The organism is Psychroflexus salis, from assembly GCF_014640175.1.
Classification (GTDB): domain Bacteria; phylum Bacteroidota; class Bacteroidia; order Flavobacteriales; family Flavobacteriaceae; genus Psychroflexus; species Psychroflexus salis.
The window spans coordinates 44682-63630 of the sequence record NZ_BMGL01000012.1 but is presented as its reverse complement, the minus strand read 5'-3'; the positions used below and the strand labels follow the sequence as shown (position 1 = coordinate 63630).

Here is an 18949-nt window from a genome sequence, read left to right as displayed (position 1 = left end):
TTAATTTTTATGTTGGATTTGCTCAAACTGAAGCGCAAATCCAACAAATGAATAAAGCGTATAATTTTTCTGAAATCAATGATTTAAAAATAAAATATGAAGCTACATTAGCTAAAAACCGCAAAGATGTTGAAGCTTTTGCAAGACAAAATAATATTCCAATTCAATATAAAGATTCTCTCGGAAATAAAGTATTAATGGTTGAAATATATAAAGGAAAGCCTTTGTATTTAACCACATCTACTACACAAACGGCAAATTCTACCAGAACAAATTGGCTATTTGAAAACCAAATACTCAATTTAAATTTACAAGCAGAAAATCTAACTTCTTATGTTTGGGATTCGGGTCACGCTCGGATTACACACCAAGATTTTGAAAATGAAAACGCAACTAGTAAAATTTCTATAGGCGAAGGTATTTCAAATTATCTATTAGACAAGCATTCTACTCATGTTACTGGTATAATAGCAAGTACAGGAAACAATCAAATTCGTGCTCGTGGAATGGCAAAGAAGGCACAAATTATAGCTTATGAATTTACTGATTCAGAAGTAGAAGTAATTAATGAATTAGGAAATGGTATGTTGGTTTCTAATCATTCTTATGGTTTAAGTAGTCAGCAAATTAGTGATGGTGGTTTTTCTGCAATAGTTGGTGCTTACATCGACCGATCAAGACGTTGGGACTCCATTACTTTTGTAGCTCCTTATTATTTGCCAGTTACTTCAGCTGGAAACGATGGAAATTTCGATTTTAACGATGAGCCTTTAGATCCATCAAACCCTGAATTTGACAAGCTTTCGGGGATGAAAACCAGTAAAAACCCATTGGTTGTAGCCAATGCTAGTCCAGCAACTATATCACAATCTGGTGAATTGATTTCAGTAAATATTAACTCTTCGTCTAGCCAAGGTCCAACAGACGATTTTCGTATAAAACCAGATATTACTGGTGTTGGAACACAAGTTTTTTCAACCATCAGCGGAGCCGATGATACGTATGGATATTTAACAGGAACTTCTATGTCTTCTCCAAACGTAGCTGGAACTTTATTGCTCTTACAGGAATTGTTTGAACGTGAACAAGATACTTTTATGCGGGCTTCAACTTTAAAAGCTTTGGTTTTACATACTGCCGACAATGTAGGATTAGCTGGACCTGATGCAATACATGGTTGGGGTTTGCTCAATGCCAAAAAAGCTGCTGATGAAATTTTAAACAAAAAAAAAGACAAAAGCATTATTATTGAAGATGTTTTAGTGGATTCTGCAACCTATACATTAATAGTTAATGCCAACGAAGTAGATGATTTAGAAGTTTCTATTTCTTGGACCGATCCAGCAGCTACAGTAAGTACAACAGCAAACGATGCAACTCCACTTTTAGTTAACGACTTAAATGTAAAAGTAACACAATCTACAACCGATTACTTACCTTGGAAATTAACGAGTGTAAATTCCAACACAACAGGAATAAATGAAGTCGATCCTTTTGAAAAAGTAGAAATTAACAACGCAAGCGGAGCCTATACTATTGAAATTTCACATGCTGGAACTCTAACCAACGGTGAACAAGATTTTAGTTTAATCGTTACTGGCATTTCTCCCAATACGGTTACCTGTTCGCCTGTTCAAAATTTAATGGAAAGCAGTATTAATTCTTCAAGTCACGATTTTAGCTGGGATACTTCATTAAATGAGACTAATGGCTACGATTGGGCTGTTTTAGAAGCAGGAAAACATCCAGACGAGCATAGTTCAATTCAAACTGGAACAGTTTCAACTGGGACAACTTCAGTAAGCATTACAAGTTTAAGCCCAGCAACAAACTATTCATTTTTTGTAAAAACGAATTGTACTTCAGAAGAAAGCGAATGGAATTCAGTTGACTTTTCTACAGCTTGTGATACCATTAAGCAATTACCTTTTATAGAAAATTTTTCTACAACTTCGGCCTCATTAAGTTGTTGGAGTGTTAATGCAGCTTCTACAGCGAGTTGGGCAACTACTAATGCTGGAAGTAGTTTTGGTTCAGTTTTAACTTCTTTTACAGGTACTCAAAATGCCGTTTTTATTCCTGATGGTACAGAAGAATTAGGCTTTGTTTCTCCTTATTTTGATACTTCTAGCTTTAGTGAAGTTCAATTAGAATTTTACATCGTTCAACAAGATAATGCAGGAAACCAAAATGAAACCAAAGTTTATATCCAAGAACAAGCTAGCTCAACTGTTGAAATTGCTCACTTAACAGCGAATTATTCTGATTGGACAAAAATTAGCTTAGCACTCAATACAACTTCTACTCCATTCCGAATTATCCTTGAAGGAATTAGTAAAAATGGGCCTAACATTGCTATAGATGATTTTAAAATTATTTTTGATGGTTATCATTTTCAGGACTGGGTCTGGAAACCACAAAATCCAGAAAATGAAATTTCAGCTTTAACAGATGCCATTTGGGTAGAAAATAAAACTGCCAAACTCAATAAGAAAACCTTAGCTAAAAGCATCCAAATTGATACGGGTGCCACTTTAAAAATTGCAGATATTTTAGAAGTGGATGATTATATTAATGGAAATGGATTACTTCAATTTGTCAATAATGAAAATGAACTAGGTCAATTAGCTTCCTTGTCTCCTACATCAACGGTTACTGCAGAAACCCAAGTAGAACGATGGATTCCTGCTGGAAATCAAAATACACGAGCATTTAGAATGATTTCTAGTCCTGTAACTTCTACAAGTAGCATTTTTGAAAATTGGCAAGAAAATGGAAATCATCCATCAAATTTAGGCACCCATATTACTGGAAGTTCTACTGGAGCAAATGGTTTTGATGCAAGTACCACAGGAAATCCTTCGCTTTTTTGGTTTGATCATGCTGAAACTAATCAATCAGGTGGATCAGCTTGGAACGCCATTGTTAATACCGATATAAATACCATTTCTGCTGGAAAACCTTATCGTTTATATGTTCGTGGTGACCGAAACATTAACTTAAGCACCAATTCGCCTACACCAACCAATACCATTTTAAGAACAAAAGGAAGTTTACATACTGGCGATTTTAACTCGACTTTAGCCACTGGAGATGCACAATTTAGTTTTATCGGAAATCCTTATCAAGCAATGGTAGATGTAAATTTGTTAGATTATACTGGCGATATTAATACGAACTACATCTATGTTTGGGATCCTAATTTAAATTCAGAAGGTGGTTTTGTTAGTATAGAAGCTTCAACTGGAAACCATGCAACAACTTCAGATGCAAATCAATTTATTCAACCTGGACAAGGTTTTTTTATTCGAAATAATTTGGATGTAACCACTACACCTATCATAAATTTTACAGAAGCAAGCAAAACAGTTAATGCGTTGCCCACCCAAGTTTTTTCTAATGAAGAACCAGAAAGCGTATTAAACTTGAAGCTTTTCAATTCACTAGAAGAAATTGATGCAGTTGGAATTTATTTCAATGAAAATTACAACAATGCGTTTACAGATGAAGATGCAGGGAAATTAGGAAATGTCGACGAAAATTTTGCAGTTATTGGTGAGAATCAACTATGGAGCATTAATAAAAGAGCAGCCTTGTTGGAAAATGAAGAAATTGCACTATTCATCAATAATTATGCTGAAAACAATTATGCATTTATACCAGAAATTTCAAGTTTTACAGAAGAAACACAACTTTTTTTAAAAGATGATTATACGGGTGAAGAAATTGAAATAGTAGATGGTAATCCAATTCTTTTTGAAATTGAATCGAACAATCCTGAGAGTATAAATCCGTTTCGTTTTAGTCTTGTAGCTCGAAATGAAACGCTATCAAATACTGTTCAAGATGAAGCAAAAATTGAAATTTATCCAAATCCTGTTTCAGATTGGCTTCATATAAAAATTCCCAACACAACTCATTTACAATCGATTGAAATTTTAGATGTGCTTGGGAAAATTCATTTGCAAAAGGAATTCAAATCAAGTGAACAATTGCCTGTCGACTTAAATGAATTAGCTTCAGGAGCATATTTTATAAAAATAAATTCAAACAATCAACAGTGGATTAAAAAGTTGATTAAAAAGTAATTTTAAGCCTTCGATTTAATAATCTGGATAAGGTCGTCTTTTTGAAGAACGCCACTTTGTCTCCATTTCTGTACTCCATTTTTAAAAAGTATCATAGTAGGAACTCCGCGAACTTGGTACTTAGCAGCCAGTTCTTGATTTTGATCAACATCTATTTTTACAATCTTCACCTCGTCTCCTAATTCTGATTTAACTTCCTGTAAAATTGGTGCTAACATTTTGCAAGGCCCACACCAGTCTGCGAAAAAATCGATTAGTACCGCTTTATCTTCTTGTATTATTTCATTAAAATTAGATTTCATAGTATTGGATTTAAATTTCCTACAAAAATACAAATACAAGCTTTATAAGAAGGTAACAGATGTTACAATTAAACATTAAGCATGAAATGCAAAATGATTTATAAAACTTATCTTTGAAAAAAAATTAAAATGGATTTAAATCAAATTCCTAAACTCAAGCATTTAAACGCTAATAATTTCTTTTTACTAGCAGGACCTTGTTCTATTGAAGGAGAAGACATGTCTTTTAAAATTGCTGAACGTATTGTAGAAATCACCAATAAATTAAAAATCCCCTTTATTTTTAAAGGTTCATTTAAAAAAGCAAACCGCAGCAGGATTGATTCTTATACAGGTATTGGAGATCAAAAAGCACTAAAAATTCTATCTAAAATAAGCGAAGAATTTAATGTACCAACTGTAACCGATATACATGAGGTAAATGATGCACAAATGGCTGCAGAATATGTAGATGTATTACAAATTCCTGCTTTTTTAGTTCGTCAAACAGATTTGGTAGTGGCAGCCGCTAAAACAGGAAAAGCTATAAATTTAAAAAAAGGCCAATTTATGAGTCCAGAAAGTATGAAACATGCAGTTACAAAAGTAATTGATTCTGGAAATTTTAAAGCTATGATTACCGATCGTGGAAGCATGTTTGGTTACCAAGATTTAATTGTAGATTTTAGAGGAATTCCAACCATGCAACAGTTCGCTCCTACCGTTTTAGATGTAACACATTCCTTACAACAACCTAATCAATCTTCTGGTGTTACAGGAGGTCGACCAGATATGATTGAAACAATAGCTAGAGCAGGAATTGTAAACAAGGTAGATGGTTTGTTTATTGAAACTCATTTTAGCCCTAAAGATGCTAAAAGTGATGGAGCAAATATGTTAGACTTAGAACATTTAGAAGGTTTATTAACGCGACTTGTAGAAATTAGAAAAACAATTAATAAATTTTAAGCTTAGAAGCTTTTATAGCTAAATAACAGTAATACCAATTTAACCATAAAAAGACGGGTATTTAATAGTTAAACTAGTGTAATTTGGAATCTTTTAAAACAAAAAAACCGCCTATATAGGCGGTTTTTTTGTTGATAGAAATTAAAACTATTGTTTATATGGACCATATTTTAAATCGAAACGATCTAAAGTCATTACTTTATGCCAAGCTTTTACAAAATCGTTTACAAACTTTTCGTTTGCATTTTGAGCAGCGTATACTTCAGATAAAGCTCTTAATTCTGAATTAGAACCAAATATTAGATCTGCACGAGTTGCAGTCCACTTTACTTCTCCAGTAGAGCGGTCTTTAATATTATACAATTCAGCTTCTTCATCTAAAGCTTCCCATTTAGCATTCATATCTAACAAATTCACAAAAAAGTCGTTAGTCAACACTCCTTTATTATCAGTTAATACACCATGTTCAGACCCATCGTAATTAGTATCTAACACACGCATTCCACCCACTAAAACAGTTAATTCTGGTGGAGTTAAAGTTAATAAATGAGCTTTATCAATTAATAACTCTTCAGTTGTAAAAATATACTGCCCACTGGTAAAATTTCTAAAACCATCTGCAATAGGCTTCAGTAAATTAATTGATTCTTCATCAGTTTGTTCAGCTAAAGCATCCATTCTTCCCGGTGTAAAAGGAATTTCAACTTCAACACCAGCATCTTTTGCTGCTTTTTCTACTGCAGCATTTCCAGCCAATACAATTAAATCGGCCATTGAAATTTGCTTATTTCCTTTAGCTTTCTTATTAAATTTTTTCTGAATTTTTTCTAATTCAACTAAAACTTTATCCAATTGCTCAGGATTATTTACTTCCCAGTTGCGTTGTGGCTCAAGTAATAAACGAGCCCCATTTGCACCACCACGTCGATCTGAATGACGATATGTTGAAGCAGAAGCCCAAGCTGTTGATACCAATTCACCTACGCTTAAATTTGAGTTTAAAATTTCTTTTTTCAGTTTATCCACGTCACCTTGTGCTACCAATTTATGGTCTACCGCTGGAATTGGGTCTTGCCAAACAAATTCTTCCGATGGAACATCTGAACCTAAATATGTAGAGGTTGGCCCCATATCTCTGTGAATTAATTTAAACCATGCCTTTGCAAAAGCTCTTTTAAATTCGTCTTCGTTTTCTAGAAAACGACGTGAGATTTTATCGTAAGCTGGGTCCATTTTTAAAGACAAATCTGTAGTTAACATATAGGGTAGTTGTTTTTTCTCTTCATCAAATGCATGAGGAATAATTGCTTCTGCATCTTTAGCTTTCCATTGATGTCCACCGCCAGGGCTTTTCATTAATTCCCATTCGTATTTATACAAAAACTCTAAATAATCATGACTCCATTCGGTTGGTGTAGATGTCCAAGTAACTTCTACTGTAGAAGTAATGGCATCAGCACCGCTGCCCGATTTGTAATCGCTAATCCAGCCTAAACCTTGATTTTCTATACTTGCGGCTTCAGGTTCAGCTCCTAAGTGTTCATCTCCAGCTGCTGCGTGGGTTTTTCCTAAGGTATGACCACCAGCAATTAAAGCAACAGTTTCTTCGTCGTTCATACCCATTCTAGCAAAAGTTTCGCGAATATCGTGAGCTGCAGCTACTGGGTCAGGCTCTCCATTTGGTCCTTCAGGATTAACATAAATTAAACCCATTTGTACAGCCGCCAAAGGTTTCTCTAATTCTCTGTCGCCTGAGTAACGTTCATCTTCTAGCCATTTTGATTCTGGACCCCAGTAAATATCAGTATAAGGTTCCCAAGAATCTTCTCTACCACCTGCAAAACCTAAAGTTTCAAACCCCATGTCTTCTAAGGCAACATTACCAGCTAAAATCATTAAATCTGCCCAAGAAATTTGGTTGCCATATTTTTGTTTAATTGGCCAAATTAATCTTCTAGCTTTATCTAGGTTAGCGTTGTCTGGCCAGCTATTAATCGGTGCAAAACGTTGTTGACCATCGCGAGAACCTCCGCGGCCATCGCCAGTTCGGTAGGTACCTGCACTATGCCAAGCCATACGAATAAATAAACCGCCATAATGACCAAAATCTGCTGGCCACCAATCTTGAGAATCTTTCATTAAAACTTTTAAATCTGATTTTACAGCTTCTAAATCTAATTGACTGAAAGCTTCTGCATAATTAAAATCTTCGCCCATTGGGTTAGATTTTGCTGCATTTTGTCGTAAAATACCAACGTTTAATTGATTTGGCCACCAGTTTTTATCGCGGGTTGCAATACGATTCATATCCGAATCATCGTAGGAGTTTTCTCCAGCACTTGCTGTTTCTCCATGAGCAGAATGTGCATTACCTTTCATTCCTGTAACTGGACATGTAGCAGTTTCTGAAGCTGCAGATTGTGCCCAACCTGAAAATGAAAGAAAAAGCATACTGAGTAATACTAAATTTTTCATGTGTACTAATTTTTGAGTTTTTATAAATATAATCATTTGTCAAAAGTAAATTATTAATAAACTTGTAAATATTTTAATAGATTGATATTATTTATACTTCAATTAGCTAATAAAATTTTAAATTAAGAGTTTATTTTAAATCATTAACTATTAGATATTTAAATTATATTATTTTTTATAATAGAACAAATCTATATTTAAAATATTTCACAAAGCTTAAGCTATCATTTGATATTGTATTAATTTAGAATCAAAAAGAATGAAGATACTGCTTCTGTTTGTTGGTTTATTGTTAAGCTCAATATCGATTTCTCAATCTATTGAAGACAAATGGATTACCATAGATGTTGATTCTGGAAAAGAAAAATCTGTTGTAGAAATTTACAAACAAGATGGGCAATACTACGGGAAAATTGTGAGATTCCTTGAAGATGGTGTTGCAAATGATGCTGTTTGTAAGCATTGTAAAGGCAAAATGAAAGACAAGCAGCTTATGGGTTTTAATGTACTTAAGTCGTTTAAAAAGGATGGAAATGAATTGATAAATGGAACCGTAACTGACCCAGAGAATGACAAAACCTACGATGCGAAATTGTGGATTGATAAAGAAAATCCAGATATTTTAAATCTACGTGCTTACGTGAGTATTATTTTTAAAACCATTCAATGGAAACGCGCTAAATAATACTTTCGCCACCATCTACTTTTATAATGCTTCCATTAATCCAACTTGCTTCAGGTAGACTTAACATATAAACCACATTAGCTACATCTTCTGGTTGAGTTAATCTTCCTAAGGGATGTTGTTTTTGTCTAAATTCAGCTAATTTTTCACTATTGGGTATTTTCTTAAATGCTTCAGTTAAAGTTAATCCAGCCTGAATACAATTGGAAGTAATACCGTGTACTGCAAATTCTATCGCTATATTTCTACTTATCGCTTCCAAAACACCTTTAGCAGAAGAAACCGCTGCGTAGCCTGCCCAAGCTTTTTGATTGCCTTCACTAGTAAAAGCCAAAATTCGCGAAGGATTGTTTAGCAATTTTGAAGTAAATAAAGCATCTACCCATTCGTACAAGCTGTATCCCATAGCTTGTATTGTAATTGAAAAATCTAAATTAGATAACTTTTGCTCACCATGCATAGATTTCATACTTCCTTTCGCTATGCTATGCAAAACTAAATCGATTTTTAAATTGGAATTTTCATTTTGAAACTCTTTAATTAGTTTTTGAATGGATTCTGACTTGGTAGCATCTTTATTATAGGTTGTAATCTTACAGCCTGAATCTTCTAACAATTTGACTTCAGCATAGAATTGATCCAATTGATTTTTAGGATCACGATGAATTATTATTAAATTCCAATCGTGTTTGGCTAATTTTTGAGCACTAGCCCATCCTAAACCTTTACTTCCGCCTAAAATGAGAGCTGTTTTTTTCATTTAAAATTTTGAGTTTTTTGGTAAAAATGCATGTGCCATAACAAGCTTTTTTAGTTCATCAATAACACATTTATGCAATTCTACTATATTTTTTAGTCCCGAAAGTACAATCTCAATAATATCTTAATAATGATTTATGTTTTTTAATAATTTATATTTAGTTGTTTAATATTATACAAAGACTATTCTGCTTACTCCTATTTTTAATTATGACTTTATTTTTAACTTTATTAGTAAGCATGTTAAAAATAAACTGGCTTTGTCCTTAGATAGAAAAGTAAGTGATATTACCTGTTTAAAAAGCTTTTTAAAAACTATAAATAAAGTCACTAATCTATACTATAAAAGACTTATTTCTACGGCAGCAATTGCACAATTTGTTTAAAACCTATAGTTATCTGAAAAAGAAATAAATTAAAAGTACTGTAGATTTAAAAATAAAGCAGTGGTATAAGTATGCTAGCAGCAATCCAAAAAAGAATATTTAGTCCCACCCCAACTTTAAAAAAGTCAACAAAAGTATATTTACCAGCACTAAATACCATGGCATTGGTTTGGTAACCAACTGGAGTCATAAATGTTGCTGAAGCTGCGAACATAACTGTAATTAAAAAAGGCAGTGCTTCCATATCCATTCCATGGGCTGTAGCAATGGCAATGGGAGCCATAATTGCTGCCGAAGCGTTATTCGACATAATTTCGGTTAACATAGAAGTAGTTAAATATAAACCTGATACTATAGCAACTGGCCCATAACTACCTAATTGATAGGTTATAAAATTAGCAATATAAACATCTAGGCCTGTATTGACCATGGCGGTTCCTAAACTTAATGTGCCCGCAATTAAAAAAATTATTTTCCAATTAATGGCTTTATATAATTCTTTCATATTAATTACCTTAAACAACACCATCATAACCACGCAAGATATGGCTCCAACCATAATGTCTAAGATATTAAAGGCTGCTAAGCCAATCATTATTAAAATTAAACTCAATACCAAGCTAAACTTAGGTTTGTCGAAGTCTGTAATTACATCTTCGCTTAATAAAACAAAAGGTGGTTTTTGTTTACTTTCTATACGTTTTAGTTCTTTAACATAATGAGTTTTTACTTCAGCAAGAATAATATCGCCTGAACGTAGTTTTACATCGTAAATGCCTTCGTTAGAAATCGATTCTCGATGTTGTATAGCTAAGGGAATTGCTCTAAAACGTCTTCTAAAATCTAGTTCCCGTAAGGTTTTATTGTGTAGTTCAGATTCTGCAGAAATCACCATTTCCACCAAAGTAGATGCTTTACCTTTCAAGTCGTCGTCTCCAATTTTTATAGGTGTAGCAACTACAATTTTGGCTTGGTCTTTTAAGGTTTTAATTTTATCGACATTACAACGCACTTTTAATACATCGTTAGCCTTTAAAACAAAATCTCCCGAAGGTTGATTGTACTTATTTTCACTTCGCCTAACCTCCATTACGTCTAGGTGTAAATCCTTGACCATTTCAGCATCCATAATAGCCTTATTTACCGAATTTGAATATTCTAAAATCTCTATTTCAGTAATATAAGAACGTAAATTAAAGCGTTGCTTTAAATCTTGATTTGCTCGATTAGGTAGTAATTTCTTACCAAAAATCAGCATATAAACAATACCAATTACAAGAAAAATTATTCCCATTTTGCTCATAGCAAATAAATCGATAGCAGCTTCTCCTTCCTTTTCTGCAATCCCACTTACTAAAATATTAGTCGAAGTACCAATGAGCGTACACATGCCACCAAAAATGGAAGCAAAAGACAGAGGAATTAACATTTTAGCAGGGCTTAAACCTGCACGATGTGCAATTTGTATTACTACAGGAATAAAAACAGCTACTACAGGCGTATTGTTAACGAAGGCCGAAATAAAAGCGATAAGTAACATCATTAACAACAAGCCTAAATTAAAGTTTTGCTTAAATAATTTAGATAAACGCTGTGCTAAAACTTGCAAAGCTCCGGTTTTTAATAGTGCTTCGCTTAGCACAAACATAAAAGCAACCGTTATGGTAGCTTTATTACTAAAACCAGCTACACCTTCTTCAGCAGAAATACTTCCGGTTAATACAAGCGCCAACATAGTTAAAATCGCTACTAAATCTATAGGCAACCAATCTGTTGCAAACAACAACACGACAACTCCAATAATAATAAGCGTAATAATTGCTGCTGTAGCCATTTTTTAGGTTCTAAAACAGGCAAATATAAATTATCTCTATCAATTTACTAGAGTAATAGGATAAATAGTTTTAAAATGTAAGTTAAATTTAAAACCTTAACATTTAGACTTCAATTTCATGAGATTCCTTTGTGCACTGTTACTTATACGGAATAAATAGTTGTAGTTTAGTTATTAATAAATAATTGAATCAAAAATCGTAAATCTTAATTTTTTTGTGGAATCAAAAACTGAAACTTTAACACATTTTCATATTCTAAAAACCACAATAAGTATTGATAATTCGAGTTTTATAATGGGAGAATAAATTGTACTTTTACAAACTGAATTTTATAAAATTTCATGGGAAAAATTATCGCGATTGCTAACCAAAAAGGAGGAGTTGGGAAAACAACCACAGCTGTAAACTTATCGGCATCTTTAGGGGTTTTAGAGAAAAAGGTTTTGTTGATTGATGCTGACCCACAAGCCAACGCTACTTCAGGCCTAGGTATTGATGTAGAAAGTGTTGAAATTGGAACCTATCAAATTTTAGAACATAGTAATCCTGCCGAAGATGCTATTATAATAACCGACTCGCCAAATCTTTCTATTCTACCTGCTCATATAGATTTAGTGGCTATCGAATTGGAATTGGTAAACCAAGAACGTCGAGAGTACATGCTAAAAGAAGCCTTGGAACCCATTAAAAACAACTACGATTATATCATTATAGATTGTGCACCTTCTTTGGGTTTATTAACTTTAAATGCCTTAACAGCAGCCAATTCGATCATCATTCCTATTCAATGTGAATACTTTGCTTTAGAAGGTCTGGGTAAATTACTCAATACAGTGAAAAGTGTTCAAAAAATACACAATCCCAACTTGGACTTTGAAGGTTTGTTGCTAACTATGTACGATTCGCGCTTACGTTTATCTAACCAAGTTGTAGAAGAAGTAGAAAATCACTTTGAAGATATGGTTTTTAAAACCGTAATTCAACGTAATGTGCGCCTAAGTGAAGCACCTAGTTATGGAGAAAGCATAATTAAATACGATGCAAGTAGCCGTGGAGCAAATAATTATTTAAGTTTGGCAGAAGAAATTATAAAGAAAAACAAGTAATGGCAAAAGCTACCAAAAAAAAGGCTTTGGGTCGTGGGCTTTCGGCCTTACTGAAAGATCCAGATAACGACATACAATCGGCTAAAGATAAAAATGCAGATAAAGTTGTAGGTAATATTGTAGAACTCGACTTAGACAGTATCGATGTCAATCCGCATCAACCTCGTACCAGTTTTAATGAAGATGCATTAACAGAGTTAGCATCTTCTATAAAAGAATTGGGAGTAATACAGCCCATTACCGTACGTAAATTAGGCTTTAACCAATATCAATTGGTTTCGGGTGAGCGACGTTTTCGCGCATCTAAACTTTTAGGTTTAGCTAGTATTCCCGCTTACATTCGCATAGCCAACGACCAAGAGTCGCTCGAAATGGCTTTAGTTGAAAACATACAACGCCAAGATTTAGATCCCATAGAAATTGCACTTTCTTACCAACGTTTAATTGAAGAAGTAGATTTAACCCAAGAGGAAATGAGCGAACGCATTGGTAAAAATCGTTCTACTATTGCCAATTATTTGCGTTTACTAAAACTCGACCCAATTATTCAAACTGGAATGCGCGATGGCTTTTTAAGCATGGGTCACGGTAGAGCTTTAATTGCTTTATCGGACACCAAACAACAATTAGAAATATACGAACGCATTGTAAAAGACAAACTTTCAGTTAGAGAAACCGAACGTTTAATAAAAGCTCTAAACACTAAGCAAAAAACAACTGCCCCAACCAAGTTTGACGAAAATAAGCAAAATGCAGTTAAAGAAATTTCGAGTTACTTTGGAGCCAAAGTAGAAGTTAAGCTCAATAAAAAAGGAAATGGAAAATTGATAATTCCATTTGCTTCTGCTGAAGATTTTGAGCGAATCAAAAAACTAATCGATGAATCTAAGCAAAACTAAATATTGCCTTTTGTTTATTTTAATTTTTGGGCTTCATTTTACCAATGCTCAAAATGATAGCATTCCCCAAAAAAAAGGCATGAGCATGAAATTAAAAACAGAGCCTAATTTAAAAGAAAAGGATTTCAGTTTAGATTTATACGACCCGCTTGGTCCTGCAAAAGCTGCATTTTACTCGGCTATTGTACCTGGATTAGGCCAGATTTACAATGGTAAATACTGGAAATTACCAATAGTTTATGCAGCGATTGGTACAACTACTTATTTTTATATCGATAACAATAACCAGTACAAAAAATATAGAAATGCGTTTAAACAACGCTTAACAGGTCAAGAAGACGAATTTTTTGATGTGTTAACGGATCAAAATTTAATTGATGCTCAAAAATTATTTAGAAAAAATCGAGATTTATCCTTGCTTTTTGTAGTTGGTGCTTATGTTTTAAACATTGTAGACGCTAATGTAGATGCACATTTGCAACAATTTAATGTCAGCGAAAATTTATCTTTAAAACCCCAAGCTGAGCAAGATTTTTTTACGGGAGAATTACGCTACGGCTTAAGCCTAAATTTTAAATTTAATTAATTATGAGAATTGCTTTGTTAGGATATGGAAAAATGGGGAAAACCATAGAACAAATTGCTTTACAGCGCAAACATACAATTGTTCTGAAACAATCGGCTACACCGATGGATATAACCAAACTACAAAATGCAGATGTAGCGATAGATTTTAGCATTCCTAAAGCAGCATTTAACAACATATCCACTTGTCTAGATTTAAACATTCCTGTTATTTCTGGAACTACAGGTTGGTTAGATCAGTATCATGAAATTTGTGAACTAACCAAAACTAAAAAAGGAAGATTTATCTACGCTTCAAATTTTAGTCTAGGTGTTAATTTGTTTTTCGAATTAAATTCGAAGTTAGCACAACTTATGGCAAATTTTAAAGAGTATTCAGTTGACTTAGAAGAAATTCACCATACCGAAAAACTCGATGCGCCAAGCGGTACTGCCATTACTTTAGCTGAAGCTATTATGGATGAAAACGAAAGATACATTTCATGGAAATATCCAGCTAATGAAGCTAATAAAAATCAACTTCCAATTGAAGCTAAACGCATAGAAGATGTAAAAGGCACCCATCAAATCGCCTACAAAAGCAATATTGATACTATTGAAATTAAACATACAGCTCATACCCGCGACGGATTTGCACTAGGTGCTGTAATTGCCGCAGAATGGCTTTACAACAAATCTAATCCAGGCGTTTATCTAATGAAAGATGTGCTAAAAACCTTTACCGCTTAAAATCTAAACTCATGACTTTTATTCAATTAATTATTTTTATACTCGCAATTCAAGTAATTCACTTTTTAGGGACTTGGAAATTATACAAACGTGCTGGCAGAAGTCCATGGCAAGCAGCAATACCTATTTACAATGCTGTAATTTTAATGCGTATTATTCAGCGTCCTACTTGGTGGACAATTTTGCTGTTTATCCCTATTATTAATTTAATTATGTTTCCTGTAATTTGGGTAGAAACTGCAAGAAGTTTTCAAAAAAACACGAGTACAGATACATGGTTAAGCATACTAAGTTTAGGATTTTATTTGTATTATATCAATTACTTTACTACCACAAAATACGTTGGAAAACGAGAGTTAAATGCACAAAGTAAAGCGGGAGAAACTGTAAGTTCTATTTTATTTGCTGTTGTAGCTGCAACCCTTGTGCATACCTATGTAATGCAACCCTTTACCATTCCAACTCCTTCCTTAGAAAAATCGCTTTTAGTTGGCGACTTTTTATTTGTAAGCAAGTTTCATTATGGTGCTAAAACGCCACAAACTCCGCTTGCGCTTCCTATGGTGCACGATAGTATTCCGTTGGTTGGTGTAAAATCATATATCAGCGATGTGAAGCTTCCTTATTTTAGATTGCCTGGTTTTCAGGAAATACAACGTAATGATATTGTAGTTTTTAATTGGCCGGTCGATACAGTAAGGCAATTTTTCGATACTTCAGGAAAACACTACTATAAACCCATCGACAAAAAATCGAATTACGTAAAAAGAGCAGTCGGTATTGCTGGAGATTCTTTAGAAATTATAGATGGTTACGTACATGTAAACGGAAAACAAATTGAACTTCCTGATCGGGCTAAACCTCAATTTTCGTATATGGTACAAGGTAAAGGACAAGGCTTTAATCCAGAGTTTTTACGAAGTAGATACAACATTACCGATGGTATTAGTTACTACAATAAAGATAAAGACCAATACTACATTAAAGCCATGTCTGAAGAAAGTATAAAAACTTTTATCAATCACCCCAATGTAAAAGAAGTTACTCGACTATTTTCTCCAACCGATTATAAAGACGACCGAATTTTTCCTAATAATAAAAAACATACTTGGAACCACGATCAAATGGGACCTATTTACATTCCAAAAGCTGGACAAAGCGTAGCTTTAAATGCAGAAAGTTTCGGTTTTTATAGGAGAGCTATTGAAGTTTACGAAGGCGAAGAAATGGGAATTGAACAAGTTATGAGTATAGAAGGCGACCAAGTCTTTATTAACGAAAAAGCTGTAAACGAATACACATTTAAACAAGATTATTATTGGATGATGGGTGATAATCGCCATAATTCTGAAGACAGCCGTTATTGGGGCTTTGTACCAGCTACGCATATTGTTGGTAAACCAGTTTTTATATGGTTAAGTATCGATCCACACGCAAGCGGTTTAAATAAAATTCGATGGGATAGGATGTTCACTACCGTTGGTGGTGAAGGTGAACGAACTTCTTATTTACCTTATTTTTTAATTTTTGTTTTGATTTGGATTGGTTACAGCACTTTTAAAAAACGTAAAAAAGAAGCTTAAATTATGAAAAAAACGCTTGTTCAACCTTTATACTTTGGACCAATCGATTTGTTTGTTCCTATTGCTCAGGCAGATGCGTTAGCGTTTGAAATCAATGAAAATTACCAAAAACAAAGTTACCGAACAAGACAATATATTTATGGTGCTAATGGGAAATTGTTGTTAAATATTCCTATAAAACACAATGGTAGCGGAGCGCATCAGCTTTTGAAAGAAGTAAAAATTGAAAACGATTTTAAGTGGCAACGTTTACATTGGAAGTCCTTAGAATCTGCGTATCGAACTTCTCCGTATTTCGAATTTTTTGAAGATGACTTTTATCCTTTGTATCATAAAAAATATGAATATTTAATCGATTTTACTCAAGATGCTTGGCAGGTACTTTTAGCAAGTCTAGGGCTGGATTTACAGATTGAGTTTACAAGCAAATACCAAGAAGCGCAAACCGATAAAGAAGAAATAAACGATTTGAGATTTTTGGGAAAAGCGAAGCGGACTGCGAATCTTAACTTAGATAAATACATTCAAGTTTTTGAAAGTAAGAAAGGTTTTATTTCTAATTTAAGCATTTTAGATTTACTTTTTAATGAAGGCACAAACGCGCTAGCATATTTGCGAACCCAAGAAGCTAAGGAAGCTTAAATTCAACAGAAATAGGATAATGATCGGATAATTGAATGTCGTAATTTTTAAAATTTAAAACTTCAATTTCATTATCAACTAAAGCATGATCTATACGAATTGGAATAAAATCGAAGTCGAAAGTTTTTCCAAAACCATTTCCCTTTTCTTTGAAAGCATCTTTTAAATTATTATTCTTAAGAGCTCTATATATATAAGAAAATGCAGTATTATTAAAATCTCCAATTACAATATTTTTAAAAGGTGAAGCTTCCAAATGTGGTAAAATTAATTCAATTTGTTCAGCTTGTTTTTTAAATGAATGCCCTACCCTACTAATTAACTGATTGCGGTCTTCATTTTGAAGTTCCTTTACATCAGGTTTAATTTTTAAGGATTCTAAATGAATATTAAAAATACGTAGGGTGTCTTTAGGTAACTTAACATCAACAAAAAAAGCACCATTCCCCGTATTGCTAAAATCTAGGTTTTTTTGTTTTAAAAACGGGTATTTAGAAAACAAACTTAGACGAAGATATCGATTACCTTCTTTTTTAAATTGAACCTGGTAAGGATATATTTTTTTTAAATCAAAATCATCTCTAAATTCAAAATCTTGAAAGGCTATAAAATCTGGTTGTTCCTTAAGCAAAAAATCTTTTATTTGAGGAGTGACCTCTGTATTGGGAATCCATTCATGCATATTGAAATGCCGAACATTATAACTTATTAATTTAAAACTAGATGTGTTTGAAATAACTTCATTTTCAGAAGTTTGCTCATTAAATACATACAAAGATGTGATATGGTTTAATCCTAACAATAAAGCTATTGCTGATAAAAGTACTTGTTTTTTCAATTTTAAAATCCAGTAAGCACAAAACAGCACATTAATTAGTATCAACAGCGGTATTCCAAAATTTAAAATGGAAATAAAAGGAATAAATTTAGGCGATATAAAAGGAAGTAGATAAGAAATTAAAAGTAAAAAAGCAAAAACTACATTCAAAAAATAGATAAAACGATCCAACCAATGTAGTTTTTTTTGCGCCATCATTACAAATCTTTGCCAGCATCAAACAAAAAGTCTTTTTCTGCTTTAGTTAGACTTTCGTAACCGCTTTTCCCTATTTTCTCAAGGATTTGATCAACTCTTTTTTGTTTTTCAGATTTAGAAACTGTAGATGTAGATTTTTTAGATTTGGATTTATGAACGGTTTTCATATTGCGTTTTGACCGTGCAGAACCATCGAATAAAGACTGGAAATAATGCATTATTGATGTTACAAAACTTCCCAAATCGTTTCCTTTGTCTAGTTGTTTTGAGTAATAATAACCAATAAAAGCACCCCCTAAATGCGCTAAATGTCCGCCTGGATTGCCAAAGGGAATTCGTATAAAATCTAGAATTACAAAAACTACAGCAATATGCCAAAGCTTTACATTCCCGAATAAAAACAAACGTAACCCATAATTAGGAACTTTTGTAGCGATGCCAATTAAAATAGCCATAACTGCTGCAGACGAGCCAATTAACCTGCTACTGCCTAAAGTTTTAAATACAGGAAACAAGTTGAAGCTTAACATAAAAATAAGTGCTCCAAATATGGCTCCTAATACGTAAAAGTTAACCATTTTTTGTGGCGCATAAAATTCAAGAAAAATCCTTCCCGAAAAATAAAGCACAACTAAATTGAACAAAATATGAAAAAATCCACTATGCAAAAAAGCATAAGTTACTATGCTCCATGGCTGAAAAATAAATTCAAACGGATTAGAAGGGAAAATTAACCAATCTAAAAAAAAATTACCTTGAGCTTCAAAAAAGAAAGCAATGGTTTGAAAAGCGTAAGTAAGTACAAAAAAAAGTAAATTTAAAGCAATTAACTTCTCTAGTACATTTGCCGTTGCATATTTATATCGTAATTTTTGTTGCCAGTCGCTCATA

15 protein-coding genes are annotated in these 18949 nt (G+C 33.2%); 9 read left to right on the top strand and 6 right to left on the bottom strand.

The features are described from left to right. The first annotated feature begins 47 nt into the window (after positions 1–47). On the top strand, positions 48–4088 hold the full coding sequence (locus IEV63_RS10715) for a S8 family serine peptidase (protein WP_188406813.1): 4041 nt from the start codon (positions 48–50) through the stop codon (positions 4086–4088). A gap of 2 nt (positions 4089–4090) precedes the next feature. Here the strand turns inward: IEV63_RS10715 and trxA are convergent, their stop codons facing one another. After that, complete coding sequence (trxA, locus tag IEV63_RS10710) at positions 4091–4390, bottom strand: thioredoxin (protein WP_188406812.1); 300 nt, start codon at positions 4388–4390, stop codon at positions 4091–4093. Positions 4391–4519: 129 nt separating this feature from the next. Here trxA and kdsA point away from each other — a divergent pair, with 129 nt between their 5' ends. Continuing rightward, a complete protein-coding gene (gene kdsA, locus IEV63_RS10705) occupies positions 4520–5338 on the top strand; it encodes a 3-deoxy-8-phosphooctulonate synthase (protein ID WP_188406811.1) in 819 nt (272 codons plus the stop codon). A 147-nt stretch (positions 5339–5485) separates the two neighbouring features. On the opposite strand, the gene katG is transcribed toward kdsA, so the two are convergent. Then, on the bottom strand, positions 5486–7813 hold the full coding sequence (gene katG, locus IEV63_RS10700; protein ID WP_188406810.1) for a catalase/peroxidase HPI: 2328 nt from the start codon (positions 7811–7813) through the stop codon (positions 5486–5488). Positions 7814–8072: 259 nt separating this feature from the next. Here katG and IEV63_RS10695 point away from each other — a divergent pair, with 259 nt between their 5' ends. Then, entirely contained in the window at positions 8073–8498 is a 426-nt protein-coding gene (locus IEV63_RS10695; protein WP_188406809.1) for a DUF2147 domain-containing protein, read from the top strand. On the opposite strand, the gene IEV63_RS10690 is transcribed toward IEV63_RS10695, so the two are convergent. Together IEV63_RS10690 and IEV63_RS10685 are read right to left on the bottom strand one after the other, a co-directional pair. Further along, entirely contained in the window at positions 8491–9258 is a 768-nt protein-coding gene (locus IEV63_RS10690) for an SDR family oxidoreductase (RefSeq protein WP_188406808.1), read from the bottom strand. The genes IEV63_RS10695 and IEV63_RS10690 overlap by 8 nt on opposite strands. Before the next feature lie 431 nt (positions 9259–9689). Beyond that, positions 9690–11477 carry an SLC13 family permease gene (locus IEV63_RS10685; protein ID WP_188406807.1) on the bottom strand — a complete coding sequence of 596 codons (1788 nt, stop codon included), beginning with the start codon at positions 11475–11477 and terminating at the stop codon, positions 9690–9692. Between the two features lie 342 nt (positions 11478–11819). Here IEV63_RS10685 and IEV63_RS10680 point away from each other — a divergent pair, with 342 nt between their 5' ends. Genes IEV63_RS10680 through IEV63_RS10655 form a run of 6 tightly spaced genes read left to right on the top strand, consistent with a single transcriptional unit; the run spans position 11820 to position 17022 of the window. After that, complete coding sequence (locus IEV63_RS10680) at positions 11820–12584, top strand: ParA family protein (RefSeq protein ID WP_188406806.1); 765 nt, start codon at positions 11820–11822, stop codon at positions 12582–12584. Continuing rightward, positions 12584–13483 (top strand): ParB/RepB/Spo0J family partition protein, encoded by a 900-nt coding sequence (locus IEV63_RS10675; RefSeq protein WP_188406805.1) that lies wholly within the window; start codon positions 12584–12586, stop codon positions 13481–13483. Before IEV63_RS10680 ends, IEV63_RS10675 begins: the two co-directional genes overlap by 1 nt. A gap of 10 nt (positions 13484–13493) precedes the next feature. Beyond that, a complete protein-coding gene (locus tag IEV63_RS10670) occupies positions 13494–14069 on the top strand; it encodes a DUF5683 domain-containing protein (protein WP_229737233.1) in 576 nt (191 codons plus the stop codon). Between the two features lie 2 nt (positions 14070–14071). Continuing rightward, entirely contained in the window at positions 14072–14797 is a 726-nt protein-coding gene (gene dapB / locus IEV63_RS10665) for a 4-hydroxy-tetrahydrodipicolinate reductase (protein WP_188406803.1), read from the top strand. A gap of 11 nt (positions 14798–14808) precedes the next feature. Further along, positions 14809–16380, top strand: coding sequence for a signal peptidase I (gene lepB / locus IEV63_RS10660; protein ID WP_188406802.1), 1572 nt, complete (start codon positions 14809–14811; stop codon positions 16378–16380). Between the two features lie 3 nt (positions 16381–16383). After that, positions 16384–17022 (top strand): WbqC family protein, encoded by a 639-nt coding sequence (locus IEV63_RS10655; protein WP_188406801.1) that lies wholly within the window; start codon positions 16384–16386, stop codon positions 17020–17022. On the opposite strand, the gene IEV63_RS10650 is transcribed toward IEV63_RS10655, so the two are convergent. Beyond that, positions 17009–18058: an endonuclease/exonuclease/phosphatase family protein gene (locus IEV63_RS10650; protein ID WP_188406800.1), complete on the bottom strand. Its 1050-nt coding sequence runs from the start codon at positions 18056–18058 to the stop codon at positions 17009–17011. The genes IEV63_RS10655 and IEV63_RS10650 overlap by 14 nt on opposite strands. Then, a complete protein-coding gene (locus IEV63_RS10645; RefSeq protein ID WP_188406799.1) occupies positions 18058–18948 on the bottom strand; it encodes a rhomboid family intramembrane serine protease in 891 nt (296 codons plus the stop codon). Before IEV63_RS10645 ends, IEV63_RS10650 begins: the two co-directional genes overlap by 1 nt. Position 18949 lies beyond the last annotated feature (1 nt).